At 56.4% G+C, this 17,649-nt stretch carries 16 protein-coding genes and 1 pseudogene; 10 read left to right on the top strand and 7 right to left on the bottom strand.

Annotation, left to right across the window (positions count from 1 at the left end):
* Position 1 precedes the first annotated feature (1 nt).
* The 4 genes from EGT74_RS18190 to EGT74_RS18175 are packed head-to-tail and all read right to left on the bottom strand — an operon-like array spanning position 2 to position 2,611.
* Positions 2-1,150 (bottom strand): C1 family peptidase, encoded by a 1,149-nt coding sequence (locus tag EGT74_RS18190; protein WP_123847993.1) that lies wholly within the window; start codon positions 1,148-1,150, stop codon positions 2-4.
* On the bottom strand, positions 1,147-1,581 hold the full coding sequence (locus EGT74_RS18185) for a hypothetical protein (protein WP_123847992.1): 435 nt from the start codon (positions 1,579-1,581) through the stop codon (positions 1,147-1,149). The genes EGT74_RS18190 and EGT74_RS18185 overlap by 4 nt, the downstream gene beginning before the upstream one ends.
* Positions 1,582-1,592: 11 nt before the next feature.
* Positions 1,593-2,045 carry a cupin domain-containing protein gene (locus EGT74_RS18180; RefSeq protein ID WP_123847991.1) on the bottom strand — a complete coding sequence of 151 codons (453 nt, stop codon included), beginning with the start codon at positions 2,043-2,045 and terminating at the stop codon, positions 1,593-1,595.
* Positions 2,042-2,611 (bottom strand): RNA polymerase sigma factor, encoded by a 570-nt coding sequence (locus EGT74_RS18175; RefSeq protein ID WP_123847990.1) that lies wholly within the window; start codon positions 2,609-2,611, stop codon positions 2,042-2,044. The genes EGT74_RS18180 and EGT74_RS18175 overlap by 4 nt, the downstream gene beginning before the upstream one ends.
* A gap of 83 nt (positions 2,612-2,694) precedes the next feature.
* Between EGT74_RS18175 and EGT74_RS18170 the strand changes: the two genes are divergently transcribed.
* Both EGT74_RS18170 and EGT74_RS18165 read left to right on the top strand, forming a co-directional pair.
* The gene (locus EGT74_RS18170; RefSeq protein WP_123847989.1) at positions 2,695-3,855 is read left to right on the top strand and encodes a hypothetical protein; all 1,161 of its coding nucleotides are present in this window, start codon (positions 2,695-2,697) and stop codon (positions 3,853-3,855) included.
* Positions 3,856-3,935: 80 nt separating this feature from the next.
* The gene (locus EGT74_RS18165; RefSeq protein ID WP_123847988.1) at positions 3,936-6,434 is read left to right on the top strand and encodes a phosphocholine-specific phospholipase C; all 2,499 of its coding nucleotides are present in this window, start codon (positions 3,936-3,938) and stop codon (positions 6,432-6,434) included.
* A gap of 86 nt (positions 6,435-6,520) precedes the next feature.
* On the opposite strand, the gene EGT74_RS18160 is transcribed toward EGT74_RS18165, so the two are convergent.
* The gene (locus EGT74_RS18160) at positions 6,521-7,114 is read right to left on the bottom strand and encodes a DUF1801 domain-containing protein (RefSeq protein WP_123847987.1); all 594 of its coding nucleotides are present in this window, start codon (positions 7,112-7,114) and stop codon (positions 6,521-6,523) included.
* A 201-nt stretch (positions 7,115-7,315) separates the two neighbouring features.
* Here EGT74_RS18160 and EGT74_RS18155 point away from each other — a divergent pair, with 201 nt between their 5' ends.
* The 5 genes from EGT74_RS18155 to EGT74_RS18135 all read left to right on the top strand — a co-directional run bounded on the left by EGT74_RS18155 (position 7,316) and on the right by EGT74_RS18135 (position 12,490).
* On the top strand, positions 7,316-7,840 hold the full coding sequence (locus EGT74_RS18155) for a hypothetical protein (protein WP_123847986.1): 525 nt from the start codon (positions 7,316-7,318) through the stop codon (positions 7,838-7,840).
* Positions 7,841-7,866: 26 nt separating this feature from the next.
* Positions 7,867-8,532, top strand: a complete 666-nt coding sequence (locus EGT74_RS18150; RefSeq protein ID WP_123847985.1) for a hypothetical protein — start codon at positions 7,867-7,869, stop codon at positions 8,530-8,532.
* 12 nt (positions 8,533-8,544) lie between these two features.
* Entirely contained in the window at positions 8,545-9,285 is a 741-nt protein-coding gene (locus EGT74_RS18145) for a sensor histidine kinase (protein WP_123847984.1), read from the top strand.
* A 40-nt stretch (positions 9,286-9,325) separates the two neighbouring features.
* Positions 9,326-9,994: a response regulator transcription factor gene (locus EGT74_RS18140; protein WP_123847983.1), complete on the top strand. Its 669-nt coding sequence runs from the start codon at positions 9,326-9,328 to the stop codon at positions 9,992-9,994.
* Positions 9,995-10,081: 87 nt separating this feature from the next.
* Positions 10,082-12,490 (top strand): S9 family peptidase, encoded by a 2,409-nt coding sequence (locus EGT74_RS18135; protein WP_123847982.1) that lies wholly within the window; start codon positions 10,082-10,084, stop codon positions 12,488-12,490.
* An 84-nt stretch (positions 12,491-12,574) separates the two neighbouring features.
* Here the strand turns inward: EGT74_RS18135 and EGT74_RS18130 are convergent, their stop codons facing one another.
* Entirely contained in the window at positions 12,575-12,916 is a 342-nt protein-coding gene (locus tag EGT74_RS18130; protein WP_123847981.1) for a hypothetical protein, read from the bottom strand.
* A gap of 24 nt (positions 12,917-12,940) precedes the next feature.
* A complete protein-coding gene (locus EGT74_RS26800; RefSeq protein WP_148089629.1) occupies positions 12,941-13,654 on the bottom strand; it encodes a glycine-rich domain-containing protein in 714 nt (237 codons plus the stop codon).
* Positions 13,655-13,758: 104 nt separating this feature from the next.
* Here EGT74_RS26800 and EGT74_RS18120 point away from each other — a divergent pair, with 104 nt between their 5' ends.
* The 3 genes and pseudogenes from EGT74_RS18120 (at position 13,759) to EGT74_RS27380 (ending at position 17,637) form a co-directional block, all read left to right on the top strand.
* Positions 13,759-14,655, top strand: coding sequence for a hypothetical protein (locus EGT74_RS18120; RefSeq protein ID WP_123847980.1), 897 nt, complete (start codon positions 13,759-13,761; stop codon positions 14,653-14,655).
* Positions 14,656-14,676: 21 nt separating this feature from the next.
* A pseudogene (locus tag EGT74_RS27385) lies at positions 14,677-15,078 on the top strand (carboxypeptidase regulatory-like domain-containing protein); the annotation flags it as partial.
* Positions 15,079-16,047: 969 nt separating this feature from the next.
* Positions 16,048-17,637 carry an outer membrane beta-barrel protein gene (locus EGT74_RS27380; RefSeq protein ID WP_394338037.1) on the top strand — a complete coding sequence of 530 codons (1,590 nt, stop codon included), beginning with the start codon at positions 16,048-16,050 and terminating at the stop codon, positions 17,635-17,637.
* Positions 17,638-17,649 lie beyond the last annotated feature (12 nt).

Raw genomic sequence — 17,649 nt, 5'->3', positions numbered from 1 at the left:
TTCAGAGATTTAAACGGCTTTTGGTGGCGGCTGTCAATCCATCTTTGTGCAGCAGCACCGAAATGGATTTCAGCTGCATGTAAGGAATGCTGACGTAAAAATATCCATTCTTCCCACTCCGCGTGCCCCAGGAATTTTTTACCTTATAATACACTTTGCCTGTCTGATCCTGCACCTTTCCGGTGATGTGCATGTTGTGATCGTCGGTAGTGTTGAAGTTCTCGAACTCTTCCTGCCGGTATTGCTGCGTGATGATTTTTTCTGGCGCCGGTTCCGTCAGTATCCGCTTTTCATCTGCTGTATCGGCGGCTACCACCGCAATGCCCTCCCTGATCGAAAACCCTTTTTCGCTGGCGTCCGTATCGAGCGCGAGGGAATACCCGTTCGCCAGCGCATGGTCGATATTGGCGATGTATTCCTCCAGCGGCAGGTTGTAAAAACTTTCGTTCATGTGATTGGCCGGGATGTTCAGGATGAAACGTTGATAAAATGGAACGTGGGTGAAGGAAGTGATGGTGACGTAATCGGATAATTTCAGTTGTGTGGCCGCGGCAAAACTTTGGGGGGTATACGTTTTCCCTTTGTAGGTAAATTCAGCGGGCACGGGGCCGAGGTATTGGTCGAGGATGGCCGGGATGTCTGTTTTCCAGTGGGCGGCCGGGCCGGCTTTCCGTTCTGCATAGGCTTTCACCCGCTCTTCGAGGGTCTGGAATAACTGCCGGTGGTCATAGACGGAATCGGTTCCCGTTAAGCCGGTATAGGCGCTTTGCGGCATCATGCCGGCCACGGCGGCGCTGAGCACCGGGTCGTGGTTGAGGCCGCCTTCGGAGAAACGGGCCGCCCCCTGCCGCATGATGTAGTTGGCGGTTTTGTCGAGGTACGCGCAACGCACGAAATACATTTCAGACAGGTCGGTTGCCTCGCCGGTGATACGCATGATCTCCGTTTCAAGAAAGGAGGAAGTGGAAAAACACCAGCAGGTGCCGGAGCGCTGCTGATCGGCCACCGGGGTGGTAGGGATGTCGGATACCGGGGTGAACCGGTATTGGCTCGGGGGATGGTCTTCCGCCTTTGCCTGCTGCTGCCGGCAACCGGTGGTGATGCTGACGGCCAGCCAGCCGGCCGCCGCTAAAAGGAGCGAGGTGTTCATGTGTCTGATCGTTTGATGAATTGTGCATACACCAGGAATGCCGCCGATATGCAAAACGCCATGATGGCCAGGGAATGCAGGCCCACCGGCTGCGACAGCGTAACGATGGTAAGCCCGAAGCCCACACCCGCCAGCACGGCAAACCATTTCAGCGCGGTGTTCCGGATGGCCGTGTTGCCGGGTTTGAAGAAACGGGAAATGTCGCCTTCGGAAAAACCGCGGTCGATCATCCTGCTTTTGAGCTGGTAGTCGAGCACCAGTTTCACGATGGTGATGATGAACGTGCCGATCAGGTACATGCATACGGTAATCGCGAAAATCCGGAACCCCAGCTCCAGCGAGCTGCCCTGTTTGAGGGGCGTGGTCAGGTCCTGCGCCTGTGCCGTTACTGCTGCGGTGAGCAGGGCCGTTATGATGGATATCTTTTTCATCTGGTATTAAATTAGACAGTTGCGGGTGATGAATGTTGCAGCATTTCGCGCATTTTTTTCCGGTACGTTTTCAGGAGGTCGAGCCCCTGGAAAATGAGGATGGTCAACAGCGACGTCACCATCACCCATGTCATCATCGAGGCCGCGCCGCTGAACACGGCCACCACATCCGCCCGGAAGATATACAGCGCCGCCCCACTAACCAGCAGTATCGCCGTCAAAGCCACGTATAGCAGCCGGGGGAGGGCCGTGCGCCGGGGAGCGGGCAAATGGGCCAGTACCGCGGCGCTCACATCGAAATCAAATACCGGCGCGGGCTGTGCCTGGATGCCGGCTACCATCTCCCGGTACATCTGCGCCTTCGCCCGGCAGGCGGGGCAGCCGTCTATATGCGCCGCGTGCTGCGGGGCCAGGCCCATCGCATATTCCTGTATGGCGGCGTCTGTAAGGTGTGTTGCGGTCATAACGCATCCTTTTTATACTGAAGCAATAAATTGTCACGAAGGGCCTTCCGTGCCCTGAATAAGTAGTTCTTTACGGTGCCTTCCGGCAGCCCGGTGATCTGCCCGATCTCCTCATAACTGCATTCCTGCTGGTGAAAAAGCGTGATCAGGGTTTGATACAAAGGGGGCAGCCGCGCGATGCCGGCTTGCAGGATATCGTGCAGCTGCTTGCGGGAAAGGGCGGCGGTGGCGGTTTCATCTTCCGGCAGCTCCGCTTCGGAACCTTCGGGCAGGGGCAGCAACTGTTTTTTGTCGAGGTAATTGACGCAGGTGTTATACGCTATCCGCGCCATCCAGGTCGATAACTTCGACTGGAAGCGGAACCCGGGCAGGTATTTGAAAGCCTTCAGGTAGACGTCCTGCACGAGGTCTTTCCGGTCTTCCGCATGCCGCACCATCCCGAAAATGATCTGCGCCACCAGGCCTTCGGTATGTTGGATAATGACGGCAAAGGCGCGGGTATCCCCGCGCAGGACCTGTTCCACCAGCTGGTGGTCGGTGGGCGTATTTCCGTTCAGAGCATGCACTGGATTAAACAGACAGGTGAGGGGCCGGAATGTTGCAATAAATCTATGGTTTTTTTTATCATTGTACCGTTATCCTGCAGATCATGAAAACATATAAGCTGTCCCTTGCCTTGCAAATTACCGTTACCGTTATCTGTGCACTGGCCACAGCGGGGGCCGCCTACGGCATTGGCGAATTCCTGCAGCGGGATCCGGTCAGCACACCCGGAATACTGTTCATGGCGGCGGTGATGCTGGCTTGTGTCATCGCCATGATCTACATTTTCAGCATCCGGCTGACCGTTTCTGAAGACAGTATCCACGACAAATCGCTGTTTACGGACAGGACATTATCCTTCTCAGACATAAAAGGTTATACCACCAGCACACACCGGAGCAGCACCACGCTGGAACTGGTGCCTGAGGACCCTTCGCTGCGAAGCATCAGCATCAGTTCCGGTTTGAACGGGTATCACGAGATCGTAGCATGGGCTACGGCCAGATATCCCGACCTGGACATGCTGGCAAGAAAAGCGGCGCTGGAAAACCCGGCGCTGGGCGCCAGCCGGGAGGAAGTGGAAGCCCGTTTGAAACGCGCGCAGAAGCTTTGCGGTGCGATGACGGTGACGGCGGTTGGCCTGATCATCGCCAGTCTGTTTGACGACCTTTGGGAATACGCCCTGGTACTGGCCATGATTTTACCTTTGGGCGCTACCGTGCTCGCTCATTTTCACAAGGGATTCATCAGTCTTGAAATGGGGAAAAGCATTCCTTTCCCGTCCATTTATTATGCCGTGATCGTTTGTGCCGGCCTGCTGGCTTTTTGCGCGCTAAAGATGCACATCGTCAGTCATGCCGGAGTATGGACGCCGATGATAGTAACAGCGGTAGCCATAGGGGGGCTGCTGTTATGGGGAGTTGGTAAAACGGACCTGATATCAGTGCTCCTCGCGATATCCGTGGCTTTGCCATATGGGTATGGCACAGCCATGTTCGCGAATATCCTGGGTGATCAGGGCGAGGTGGAAGAATATTCTGTAACCGTACTCGATAAATGGTTCGTCAAAGGGAAAAGCAAAACTTACTACCTCAGGCTGGATGCCTGGGGGCCAAAACCCGCCGGGGAAGAAGAAATGGTGCCCCGCCGGTTGTACAACGCCGTGGAAAAAGGCAGCAGCGTGCAGGTCACCCTGCACAGCGGCTACCTCAACATCCCCTGGTACACCATTTCGGAGCTGCATTTCACCCCACCCGTGATCAAATAATTAAATTGAGCATGCACCCGCATGCATTCGCTAATAATTTCTATTTTAAACCCCGGAATCAAACATCAAAGCAACAGCTTATGGACACGAGAAGAGAATTTTTACGCAAAGCCGCCCTGCTTACCGGGGCAGGCGGACTGGCCAACATGCTCCCTGAAACCATTCAGCGCGCCCTGGCCATCAATCCCGCGCCCGGCAGCACCTTCCTCGATGCTGAACACGTGGTGTTCCTCATGCAGGAAAACCGGTCGTTCGACCATTGTTTCGGCCGCCTCAAAGGAGTCCGCGGTTTTAACGACCCCCGCGCCCTGAAACTGGAAGACGGCCGCCCCGTATTCATGCAGAAAAACAAGGAAGGCGAAACCTATGCGCCCTTCCGCCTCAATATCAAAGACACCAGGGCGACCTGGATGAGCGCCCTGCCGCATTCCTGGGCCGACCAGGTGGATGCGCGCAATAACGGGCAGTACGACCGCTGGCTCGACGTGAAAAAGTCCGGCCACCGCGAATACAGCCGCATGCCGCTCACCATGGGGTATTACGACCGGGAAGATATTCCATTCTATTACGCCCTGGCCGACGCCTTCACCGTGTGCGACCAGCACTTCTGTTCCTCCCTCACCGGCACCACGCCCAACCGCCTCTACTTCTGGACGGGCACCATCCGCAGCGAAGCGCGCCCGGATGTAAAAGCCAACGTATATAATTCGGATGTGGACTACGGCAAACAGGCCCACTGGCAAACCTTCCCCGAAATCCTCGAAGCCAACCAGGTATCGTGGAAGATCTACCAGAACGAAGTGAGCGTGGACACCGGGTTCGAAGGCGAGGAAGACGCCTGGCTGGCCAACTTCACAGACAATCCCATCGAGTGGTTTTCACAGTACCATGTGGAATATTCCGAAGCCCACCTCGCATACCTGCGCAGGGTGAAGGACGAACTGCCCGCCAAACTGGCGGCGCAGGAAAAGGAACTGGCCGCATTGAAGGCCGGCACCGACGAGCACAAAGCGCTCGAAAAAAAGATACAGCGCCAGAAAGAATACCTCGCCTATACGCACAAAACGCTGGACATGGTGGCCAAAACCCCTTTCAGCGCACTGCCTGCAAGAGAGCAGCAACTGCATAAAAAAGCGTTCACCACCAACATCGGCGACCCCGATTATCACGAACTGACCAAACTGAAATATAACGACGGCAATACGGAGCGCGAAGTGCAGCTGCCGAAAGGCGACATCCTGCACCAGTTCCGGCACGACGTTAAAAACGGCCAGCTGCCCGCGGTATCGTGGATAGTGGCGCCCGAGAACTTCTCCGATCACCCCGGCGCGCCCTGGTATGGCGCCTGGTACCTGTCGGAAGTGATGGACATCCTCACGCAGAACCCCGAGGTTTGGAAAAAGACCATCTTCGTGCTGACCTATGACGAGAACGACGGTTATTTCGACCACGTGGCGCCCTTTGTGCCGCCCGTGCCCGGGAAGGCCGGTACCGGCAAGGTATCCGCCGGCATCGACCCCGCGGTGGAATATGTGACCCTGGCCGCGCAGGCCCCCGGCAGGGGCGCCCGCGAAAGCGCCATCGGCCTCGGTTACCGGGTGCCCCTGGTGGTGGCTTCGCCCTGGAGCCGCGGCGGGTATGTGAACTCGCAGGTGTTCGACCATACGTCCGACCTCCAGTTCCTCGAAAAATGGCTGAGCCATAAACTGAAGAAAAATATCGCGACCGGCAATATCACCGCCTGGCGCCGCACCGTTTGCGGCGACTTCTCTTCCATCTTCCGCCCCTACAACGGCGAGAAAATCGACATGCCGGCGTCGGTGGAGAAAGAGGCGTTCATCGAAACGGTGCATAAGGCCCGTTTTAAAGCCCCGCCGGCCAACTTCAAGAACATCGCAGGCGAGCAGGTGCAATCGGTGCGGGAAGGGCAGGAAAAGGGCCTTTTGCCCGAACAGGAACCCGGTATCCGGCCGGCCTGCGCCATTCCTTACGAATTGTATGCGGACGCGGCGTTGAGCAAAGACCGCAGGCAGGTGGTGCTGCAGCTGGCCGCGGGCAACGCGCTGTTCGGCAAACAGTCCGCCGGCGCGCCGTTCCATGTGTACACCGGCCACAACCAGCAGAGCAGGGGATATGCCGTAAAGGCGGGCGACCGGTTAACGGACGAGTGGGACGCACAGACGGGTTATTCGCTCGAAGTATACGGCCCCAACGGCTTTTACCGGGAATTCAAAGGCGACGCGGCAGACCCCGGCCTCACCGTGAAACTGACATATACCCGTACCGGCAACAAACCGGACGGCAGCATCGCTTTCGAACTGCACAATACTTCGGCCCAGGGGCTCGAGATCGCCGTGGCGGACATGTCGTACGGCGGGAAGCCGCAAAAGCTCAACCTGGCCGCGGGCGCCCGCAAAACGGTGAGGGTGCCGCTGGCGGCGAGCCACGGCTGGTACGATCAGCTGATTTCCGTAAGAGGGAAAAATAATTTCATGCAACGGTACGCGGGGCACGCGGAAAACGGCGCCCCCAGCAAAAGCGACCCGCTGATGGGGAAAGTAGTCGGAGAGAAGGGATAGCTTGCAGACATCCCGTACCCGGACAAGCCTGTTTTTACCCGCCACCTTCGCCAGGGGCCGGAGAAAGCAGGCTTTTCCGTTGCTTGTTACTGGTATTTCCAGTTCCGCTGTTTGCCCTCGGCCATCCATTCCACCGCCGTTGCCACGCGTTTGGCCACGGTGGCTTCGGTTTTGGCTTCTTCGATCCACTCGATGTATTCCTTTTTCGCGGAGTAGCTGAATGCTTCGAAGGTTTTCGCGGCGGCTTTGTTTTTCTTCAGCGCGGCGGCCAGCACCGGCGGCGTTGTGAGGTCCTTCTTATCCGTTTTCTTCGCCGTGGGTTTGATGCCCTTTTTGTTGAGCTGGTCGGCCTCCCTGATATAGGCGATGATGACCTTGTCCGGCGGCAGGTCTTCCAGGCTGGTCAGTCGCCCGAAATGCCCCATGGCGGTTTCGCCCATCTGCGAAATCAGGCCCTGCGGGTCTTTCATCAACGACGCTTTCCAGAACCCGAAGGTGCAGTGCTGCTTGAAAGCGGCCATGCTGCAAAGGTTGTCTCCGTAGGTTTCAAAAAAAGGCATGCCCCACTTTTTGCGCTCGGTGGCGTGCGGGCAGGTTTTCAGCACCAGGTTGCGCAAATGCTCCAGTATAGGCTGCGCAAAGGGGGCGGCTTTGGCAATGTACTGTGTGGTCGTATCCATAATTGAAATTAAAGAAAATAGCTATCTTGTATGCCTGGATTTGCCCCCGGGGCTTCGAGCGCACGCCACTGGACCGGTTATGCCCCTTTGCCGGGATTGGCAATAGGTATTTATACCTTTTTTTTCGGGCAGTATTACCTGCCTTTATTCCCGGCCGCCGTTTTACCTTGCAATTACTCACATCAAAAAATACAAATTGTTATGAAACGATCCCAAACGGTACTCTATCTGATCATCCTGTTGCTGCTCATCCTCCTGATTTACCGCGAATTCGGCAGGGGCGGCTCCATCCCGGTAGACAAAGAGAAAGCCAAAGAGCACGTGATTGCCATGACCGACGCCACCGCCTATACCAAAGCGTTCAGGGCCGGTAAAGCGGAACTGGAAAGGAGGCTGCAGGACAGCACGTACCTCGCCCGGAACTTCAACCTGCCCGCCGCCGAACTGTTCAACCGCCACGCCATCGGGGCGCTGCTCAATAAAAAAGGCGCGGAAGGCATCCGGATATACCTGGGCCTCAACGAGAAAAAAGAAGTAGTGTTCGTGTTGCTGCCGGTAGACGCGAAAGGCAAGGATATTTCCGGCAAGCTCGTCGCCTATGAAACCCCCTGGATCCCCGGTGTGCAACGCGCCATGGCGCAGGAAGGGGAAGATCCGGAAGCCATGGAGAGAGGGCACCGCTGCCCCTATACCTGTGATGCGGAAAGCCCGGTCACCCAACCCTAAGCCGAACTGTTTTTCATCGACCCGATATGTCCAATCTCGCCACACAATTACTGAGCTTTACAGTACTCATCCCGCTGATCATGGGGCTGGTACGGATGAACCGCATCCGTGCCAGCTATCATCCCTTCCTGCTGTTCCTGTTCCTCGCCTTCACCGCCGAAGTGGTGAGCGAAATCAGCATCCGCCTCACCCGCGATAACCGGGTAACGAACAACATCTACATTTTCCTGGAAGCCGCCATCATCCTGTACCAGTTCTATACCTGGGGATACCTCCGCCGGAAGAAGTGGTTGCTCGGCGTGCTGGGCACCGCCTACCTGATCACCTGGACGGTGGAGAATATCGGGATGGGCGTGCTGGCCAACGGCTTTTCCTCCTACTTCGTGATACTGTATTCCCTCACCACCGTATTTTTATCCATCAGCGAAATCAACCTGCTCATCACCTCGTACAGCGGCAACCTGTTCCGCAACGCCAAATTCCTGATCTGCATCGGTTTCATCATCATCGGGGTGTACAGCCTCATCACCGAAGGATTTCTGCTGATCGACCCGTATAATTCCTCCGTGAGCCGGCGGATATTCATCATTTTTGCATTTATCAACGCTTTCGTTAATATTGTTTACGCGGTAGCCGTGTATTTTCTGCCCGTCAGGGACGATTATTACTTTTCGAAGCGGTTCAAGGCGTAGCACCCAAACCCCATGGAAGAAAGAATTGTTTATACGACGATTTTTCTCTGTTCGCTGCTGGCAGTGATCATCACCTTTTTTATTACCTCCATCATCCGCTACCACCGCCGGTATATCCGCCTGCAAAGGGAACGTATCACCGCGGAGATCAGGCTGCTCGAAAACGAGCGCAGGCGCATCGCCGCGGACCTGCACGACAGCCTGGGGCCATTGCTGTCTACCGTCAAGCTCAACATCACCAGCATAGAGGTGCCCGATGCGCGCGACAAACTCGTGATCGCCAAATCGGGCCGGTATATCGACGATATCGTCAGCTCCATGCGGCAGATCTCGCACAACCTGCTGCCCAACACCCTCGAAAGAAAAGGCCTCATCGACGCCATCCGCGAGTTTTACCAGCTGCTGGGGCAGGAAGACCGGATGGAGCTGCACGTATACGCCGTCAACCCCATCTCTTCGCGGCCGGAAAGGGATATCCATATTTTCCGGATCGTACAGGAAATCATCCACAACACGCTCAAGCACGCCGCGGCCAAACGGCTGGAAATCGGGTTCCGCGAAGACGAAAAGGAACTGCTGGTGCTGGCGGAAGACAATGGCCAGGGTTTCGACGTGGAAAAAAGCCGCCGCAATTCCCGGGGGCTGGGGTTAAAGAGCCTCGAAATACGGACAGACATCCTGCGCGGCACCATTTCCATCCACTCCGGTCCCGGCAAGGGCGCCCGCTATTACATACGGATACCTCTCGGATAATTCGTATATTTGACAGGACCTCAAATAACCTCTAAGCGGCATGAACTACGATATCCGCCTCGCAGTAGCAGACGATCATGAGATATTCCTCGACGGGCTGGCGCTGATGCTGTCCCGGCAGGAAAACATTACCCTGGTGGGCCAGGCGGCAGACGGGCGGGAACTGCTCGACCTGGTGGAAAAAGAAAATCCCGATGTGATCATGACCGATATCAAGATGCCCCGGATGGACGGCATCACCGCCACCCGCGAACTGATCCGCCGTAATCCCGACGCCCGTGTGATCGCCCTGTCGATGTTCGACGAAGAAGACCAGATCGTGGAAATGCTCGAAGCGGGCGCGAAAGGGTATCTCCTCAAAAACGCCGACAAACAGGAAATCCTCGATGCCATCGCGCATGTGTATGAAGATAAGGTGTACTACTGCAAAAGCACCTCCGCCAAACTCGCCGGCATGATCGCCCGCAGCAAGTTCAATCCCCACAAACCCAAAGAGGTGGTCACTTTCACCGACCGCGAGCAGGAAATCATCCGGCTCATCTGCCAGCAGCTGACCGCCCAGCAGATCGGCGACCGCATTTTCCTGAGCAAACGAACGGTGGAAGGGTACCGCACCCGCATCCTCGAAAAAATGAATGTGCGCAACACCGCCGGCGTGGTGATGTATGCCCTGAAAAACAACCTCATCAGGGAAGAAGAGCTCCACTGAAACAACCGCTCATCCCAATTTTCGTTTCGTGCCGGCGTACTGCACGATAAGTTTTCTATTTTTATCGCCAACATAAATTACCTGCTAATGAGACAATCCGTACTGATCCTGTGCCTGCTGGCCGGCGCTGCCGCAACGGCCCAGGACAATGTTACCTACCAGAAACCGCCGGCCGTGCTGGAGGAGCTGCTGCTGGCCAAACCCACGCCTTCCGTGAGCGTAGGCAAAGGCGGGGAGTGGATGATACTCACCGAGCGCAACTCTTACGAAGGCGTGGAAGAACTGGCGCAGCCCGAACTGCGCATCGCAGGGCTTCGCCTCAATCCCCGCAACTTCGGGCCCAGCAGGCAGAGTTATGGCGCGGGATTGACGCTGAAAAATATCAGAACGAAAGAAGTGCACGCCATCAGCGGCATGCCCGCCGTGCCCCGCATCTCCGGCCTTACCTGGAGCGTGGACGGGAAAAGGGCCGCCTTCCTGCAAAACGAAAATGATCGTATAGACCTCTACGTGATAGACATTGCCGCCCATTCGGCGCGCAAGGTCAACAGCGCCCCGCTGGTGGCTACCATGAGCGCGGCGTACGCCTGGGTGGGGAACGACCGCCTGCTGTACAAAACCGTGCCCGCCGGCGCCGGTGCTTTGCCCGCACGCCCCGTAGCTCCCAACGGGCCGGTGGTGCAGGAAAGCAAAGGCAAAGCCGCCGCTTCGCGCACCTACCAGGATTTGATCAAAAATCCCTACGACGAAGCCCTCTTCGCGTATATGACCACCTCGCAGCTGGTGATCAGCGACCTGCAGGCTGAAAAGAAAATCGGCGCGCCCGCTATCTACGGCGGTATGTCCGTTTCGCCCGACGATCAGTACGTGCTGCTGCGCCGCATAGAAAAACCGTTCTCTTACCTCGTGCCGTCTTACGCATTCCCTTTCACCACCATGGTATGGGACATGGAAGGCCGGGAAGTGAAGGTGCTGGATAAAACGCCCTCCGGCGAAGGCGCCCCTATCGGTTTTGATGACGTGATGGACGTGCCGCGCGGTTATGCCTGGAAAGAAGACGAGCCCCATGCCATCACTTACGTGAAGGCGCTCGACGGCGGCCTGGGCCGCCAGAAAGCCGAATACCGCGATGCGGTGTACATGGTGGACGTGCTGAACAGGGCCGCACCGAGAGAACTGTTCCGCACCAGACGCCGCTTCCAGGGCGTTACCTGGGGCCCCACCAAAGAGCTCGCCCTCGTGTACGAAGGCATGTTCGCCGACCGGAAGGAACGCATCAGCACCTATAACAGCGTCACCGGCCAGCTCGACTCCCTCTTCGAAAGAAGCAGCAACGACGCCTACGGCGATATCGGCACGCCCTTTACCGTCAAGAACCAGTATGGGGAAGATGTATTGTTCGTGCAGAAAAACGGCGAGCTGCTGTTGTATGCGCAGGGCGCATCGCCCGAAGGAGATATGCCTTTTGTGCAGAGCTATAACCTGAAAACCCGCAAGGGCAGCATCCTCTGGCGTTGCCAGGCGCCTTTCTACGAAACCGTGGTGAAAGCGCTCGACCCGGAGAAGCTCATCATGCTCACCTCCCGCGAAAGCCTCACGGACGTGCCCAACTATTACATCCGCGACCTGCGCAAACGCTCCGCCATCGGTACGCCCATCACGGATTTCACCAATCCGTACAAAGCCATGGAGGGCGTAACGAAACAGAAGATCTCCTACAAACGCGCAGACGGTGTGGGCCTCACCGGCAACCTGTACCTCCCCAAAGGGTACGATGCGAAAAAAGACGGGCCTTTGCCGGTATTCATCTGGGCCTATCCCCGCGAGTATAAATCCGCCGCCGATGCCGCACAGGTAAGGGGCTCCAGATACACCTTCACCCGCGTAGGGTATGGCGGCCCGCTGTTCTGGGTAACCCAGGGCTACGCCATCCTCGACAATGCGGAAATGCCGATCGTTGGCGAAGGCAACAAGGAGCCGAACGATAACTTTATTCCCCAGCTTTACCTCAACGCCCATGCCGCCATACAGGAACTGGCCAAAATGGGGGTGGGCGACAGCAACCGCGTGGCGGTAGGCGGCCACAGCTACGGCGCCTTCATGACGGCTAACCTGCTCGCACACACGAACCTGTTCAAAGCCGGCATCGCCCGCAGCGGCGCGTACAACCGCACCCTCACGCCATTCGGTTTCCAGGCGGAAGAACGCACTTACTGGCAGGCGCCCGAAGTGTATTATAACATGAGCCCGTTCAGTTTTTCGGACAAGATCAAAACGCCGCTGCTGCTCATTCACGGCGAAATGGACAACAACCCCGGCACCTTCCCGATACAGAGCGAAAGGCTCTACAACGCGGTGAAAGGCCACGGCGGTACCGTCCGTTTCGTGCAGCTGCCGTTTGAAAGCCACGGGTATGCAGCGAAGGAAAACCTCCTGCATATGCTCTGGGAACAAACGGAGTGGCTGAATAAATATGTGAGGGACGCGAAGAAATAATTTTCCTTACAACAAGGGCCGTCTGCTGCGGTGTGCTTTCAACAGTTGCTGACTTTGGAAGCGCCGCCGGGGACGGTCCTTTTTTTATGCGGAAAACCTGCCGCGGATAAAGCCGTACAGCACCAGGTGCAGCACTATCAGCAACAGCAGGTACCCCACGGGTTTTGCATGGGAGAGGCCCTGCACAAGCCTGGCCAGGCCGGTGAAGAGTGTAATGCCCATGAGGCAGCCGGTGAACGGGGTGGCCTGTTTTCCCTTGACGTACCGTCGCAGCAGGAACACAGCCGTATGCGTGGCCAGCAGCAGGGTCAGGTAGAAGTGAAGGAATGCCGGACCGGTGAGGTGGAAAGGGTTCGGGCCCTGCAGGAACAGGAAGGGAATGACCAGGGCCGGGAGCGTGATCAGGTAAGGTTTGATTGTTTTCATCATAGAGGTTTTATACAATTCTTATCAGCTGCCGCATCCGCCGCAGCCTCCACAACCGCCGCATCCTCCTCCGCACCCGCCGCTGCTGCATCCACCGCCCGCGCCGCCGCAACTGCCGTCTTCCTTGTTCTTTTTATCAACCGGGGTAAGCGGTTCGGAGGTGAATTCGATAAAGAAGGCGAATAAGGCGATAAAGAAGACGGTCGTCCAGGCCAGCGTGCCGCCATCGCAGCCGGTGAGCGCTACCAGGCCGCCTATTGGCAGGAGCGCGGCCAGCCAGCGGGATACCCTGCGCCGCCATGGGGTGTGACCGGGTGTGGAAGGCAACCATATATCCGCGGGCGGCGCCTGGCCGAATACCTGTTCGTACTGCGCCAGCGTGGTTCCCATCCAGCTGACGTGTTTCTGCTTTTCCGCCACGCCGCCTTTGGAAGGGTGGTGGTGCAGTTTTCTGCGCAGCACCTTTTCGCAGAATTCTTCCCAGTAGTTCACCGTGTACTCCAGGTGCAGATGCCATACCTCGTCCACCACGGGGGAAGGCGAGGCCCCGCCGGGCAGTACGCAGCAGAGGTACACAAACCGTTTGTACTCGGTGATCGCTTTTTGGGTGAAGGCGGCTGTCCATTGCTGCTCGCCGGCGAGCTTGCGGGAAAAGGGGTAAGTGGCCGTGGGGTCGTCCGGGTGGAAGTTGTCGATGCGCTGCCACAGCGGGTCTTCGTTGTATTTGAGGTGTTTCATGTAGTGGCGTTTTTTTTGTTGACACAAAGATGTCGCGATGCGGGAAGATGAAAGTCTTGCGGTTATATTAAGCCGTCGTATATTAGTATTAAAATCGTATTATCATGAGCAGGGAAGAATTACAGAACCTGGAGCGGCTGATGAACTACATCGCCCATCATTTTTTGAAGAAAAGGGATTGGGAAGACGTATCTAAAACGGAATGGGCGCACATTTCAGGGGAATTCAACCTGCTCCTCCGCAAACAGCAGAAGGCTAAAAAAGTGAATATAGATCCGGTACTGCTGGGCGAGAATTATTTCTACGAGCACCTGGTGATCAAAAAACTCAAACCCTGGAAGTCGCGCAAGGCGGTGGCCTCCATCAGCAGCCCCAATTTCACCAAACTCAACATCATTGCCGGGGCATTGGGATATAACAACTATATCGACTTCATCCGGAATGCGACCGACAGCTTCAGTTTTCACGAACTGAAGATCAACATCCCCCTGGCCACCGTCAACACCCGCCTGCTCGATCACCTCGTGGGGCGCTGGTATTGTTACAACCGTAACCTGCCGTTCAAGTCGGACAAGGAAACGGAAGAAAGGGTCTGGCGCTCGGCGCTGGAGATCTACAAGTCGGGCGACGAATACCTGGTAGAGCGCACCGGTAAGGACAACCACATGTATTACGGCAAGATCACCTCGTACGCCAACTACATTTTCATCATCATGAACAGTACCACGTTTATCCGCCAGCGCCATTTCATCGGGCGGTTGAAGGATGTGGAAGACAAACTCAAAACGCCGGGCTTTACCATCAATGAACTGAATTTCATCAGCACCTGTGTCAGCTTTAACGAAGAGCCCATTGCCCTGTATGAGATATTCGACCGGGTGGAGCATATCAAAAACTTCCAGAAAGTATCCGTAGATCTCGCCCTCAACAGCCCGCTGCTGCCCAAACATATCATGGTGCATCTGAAAGACAGGCAGCTGAACCGTATCACCGAGCACTAGGAAAGATGAGTGATTTTTTACATGCCGCAAAGGTTTTTGAATAAAACATCGTCCAACCTTTCAATAACCACCATTCATATGCGGCATGCACTGATTTTTACTTTTTTATTTTTATTATTAAGCTGTGCGCAGCAGGCCTTTGCACAAAACCTCGTGCTGAAGGGCGTGTTGAAAGACAAGGGAGACAGCAGCGTATTGAAGAATGCGACCATACGGCTCAGCTCTCCCGAAGATGCCGCATTTAAAAAACAAGCCATCACCAATACCACCGGCGCTTTTGAACTGACCGGCCTTTCCCGGCAACCTTACATCCTCACCATCAGCTTCGTGGGCTACGGGGAACTGACCCGCGCCATCATGCTGCAGGCCGAAACGCAGGACCTGGGCACCATTTATATGCCCAAATCGAGCCGGGAACTGAAGGAAGTGGTGATCAAAGGCCAGGTGCCGCCCGCCCAGCAAAAGGGCGATACCCTTCAGTATAACGCGGACGCCTATAAAGTGAACCCCGACGCCAGCGGCGAAGACCTCGTGAAGAAGATGCCCGGCATCACCGTGGAGAACGGTACCGTAAAAGCGGGCGGGGAAGAAGTCAGGAAAGTGACGGTAGACGGGAAGGAGTTCTTCGGCGAAGACGCCACCCTCGCGCTGCGCAACCTGCCGGCCGAGGTGATCTCCAAAATCGAGGTGTTCGACCGGATGAGCGACCAGGCCCGGTTTACCGGCTTCGACGACGGCAATTCCACCAAAGCCATCAACATCGTGACCCGCGCTGAAATGCGGCAGGGGCAGTTCGGCAAGGTATATGCCGGCTACGGCACAGACGGGCGGTATTCCGCCGGCGGCAACATCAACCTCTTCAAAGACGAAAAACGCATCTCCATCATCGGCATCGCCAATAACGTGAACCAGCAGAATTTCTCGTCGCAGGACCTGCTCGGTGTACAGAATGCGGGCTCGGGCAGGGGCGGCGGCCGTGGAGGCCGCGGCGGTGGCGGTAACCGTGGCGGCGGCGGCGGCGGTTTCGGCGGCGGGGGCGGCAACTTCCTCGTGGGCCAGCAGAACGGCCTCAACAAAACCAATTCCATCGGCATCAACTTCAACGATAACTGGGGCAAGAAGGTCACCTTCAGCGGCAGCTATTTCTTCAACAACAGCAATGCCCGCAACGCGAGCATTTCCCGTACGCAGACGGCCATCGATTCCATCACGCAGCGCGTGGAGAACGATACGTCCAACAGCGGCAGCTCCAATTACAACCACCGCATCAACGCGCGGCTGGAATATAACATCGACTCGAACAATTCCATCATATTCACCCCCGGCATCAGCTTCCAGAAAAACGACGCGTTCTCCCGTTCCAGCGGTAACACGCTCACCAACGAGTCGCTCATGAGCCATAACGCCTACAACAGCACCAGCATGAATTCGGGGTACAACCTGAACGCCAACCTGCTGTACCGCCACGCGTTCGCGAAAAGAGGGCGCACCATTACCGTGGGCCTCGGCGTGAGCACCAACGACCGTACCGGGGAAAGTTTCACGAACAGCGACCTGAACTACGTGACCGGCAAAGGAAAAGACGATTCGCTGCGCCAGCGCGTAAGACCGCTGTCCGACGGGCAATCGTTCAACGTCAACGTTTCCTACACCGAACCGGTGGGCAAGTCAGGCCAGTTGCAGGTCAGCTATAACCCTTCCTGGTCGCAGAACAGCTCAGACCGCAAGGCGTATGAATACGACTATGCCGGGAAAGACTATACGATACTGGACCCTTCACAGTCCAACCTCTTTACCAACAAATACAACACCCAATCCGCCGGCCTCACTTACCGGCTGGGTAACCGGGATAAGATGTTATCCCTCGGCCTGAACTACCAGTACGCCGAAATGGAAACCAAACGGGAATTCCCGTCGCCCTTCGCCGGCAAGCAGAGTTTCCAGAACATCCTGCCCAATGCCATGCTGATGTACCGGTTGTCCGAGTACAGCCGCATCCGGGTGTTTTACCGTTCCTCCACCAACCAGCCGTCCATCCAGCAGCTGCAGGACGTGTACGTGTATTCCGGCCTCACGAACGTGAGCATCGGTAATCCCAACCTGCGCCAGCAGTTCGGGCACATGGTGGCCGGCCGGTATAACTACACCAACACGGTGAACGGGAACAACTTTTTCGCGAACGTTTTTGTGCAGACCAATAACGACTACATTGCCAACGGTATTTACACCAGCGCGCGCGATTCGCTGCTGACGGCTACCGATACCCTCAAGGCCGGCGGCCGCCTCACCAAGGCCATGAACATGGACGGGTATTTCAGCGCCCGTTCGTTCTTCACCTACGGCGTGCCCCTGAAATTCATCAAATCCAACTTCAACATGAACGCCGGGTTCGGTTATACCCGCACACCGGGCGTATCCAATTACGTGGAAGGGTTTTCGCATAACTACAACTATAACCTCGGCGCCGTGGTCAGCAGCAACATCAGCGAGTACGTCGATTTTACCGTATCGTACACCGCCAATTTCAACGTGCTGAAGAATACGATCGACCCGCGCAACAACGCCAATTATTCCACCCACAATGCCGCCGCCAGCCTTAACCTGCTCAGCAAAAACGGCTGGGTGGTGCAGAACGAGATCAACCACACCTTCACCAAGGGCCTGGGAGAGGGCTTCGACCAGCGTTTCTGGCTCTGGAACGCCAGCGTGGGCAAGAAGTTCCTGAAAAACCAGCGCGGCGAGCTGCGCCTGTCGGTGTTCGACCTGTTAAAGCAGAACCAGAGCGTAAGCCGTACCATGAACGGGCTCGAGATCGTGGACGAGCAGAACCAGGTGCTCACCCAGTATTTTATGCTTACATTTACGTACAGGCTTAAAAACTTTGGCAAGCTCAACATGTCGCAGGGGGAGAGAGGTAACCGCCGGTTCGACCGCGGAGACGGGCCGCCTCCCGGTATGATGCAGCGCGACAGATCGTTCTAAACCCATTACACC

Source organism: Chitinophaga lutea (assembly GCF_003813775.1).
In the GTDB taxonomy this organism is placed as follows: Bacteria; Bacteroidota; Bacteroidia; order Chitinophagales; family Chitinophagaceae; genus Chitinophaga; species Chitinophaga lutea.
This window is presented reverse-complemented; position numbering and strand designations above follow the sequence as displayed.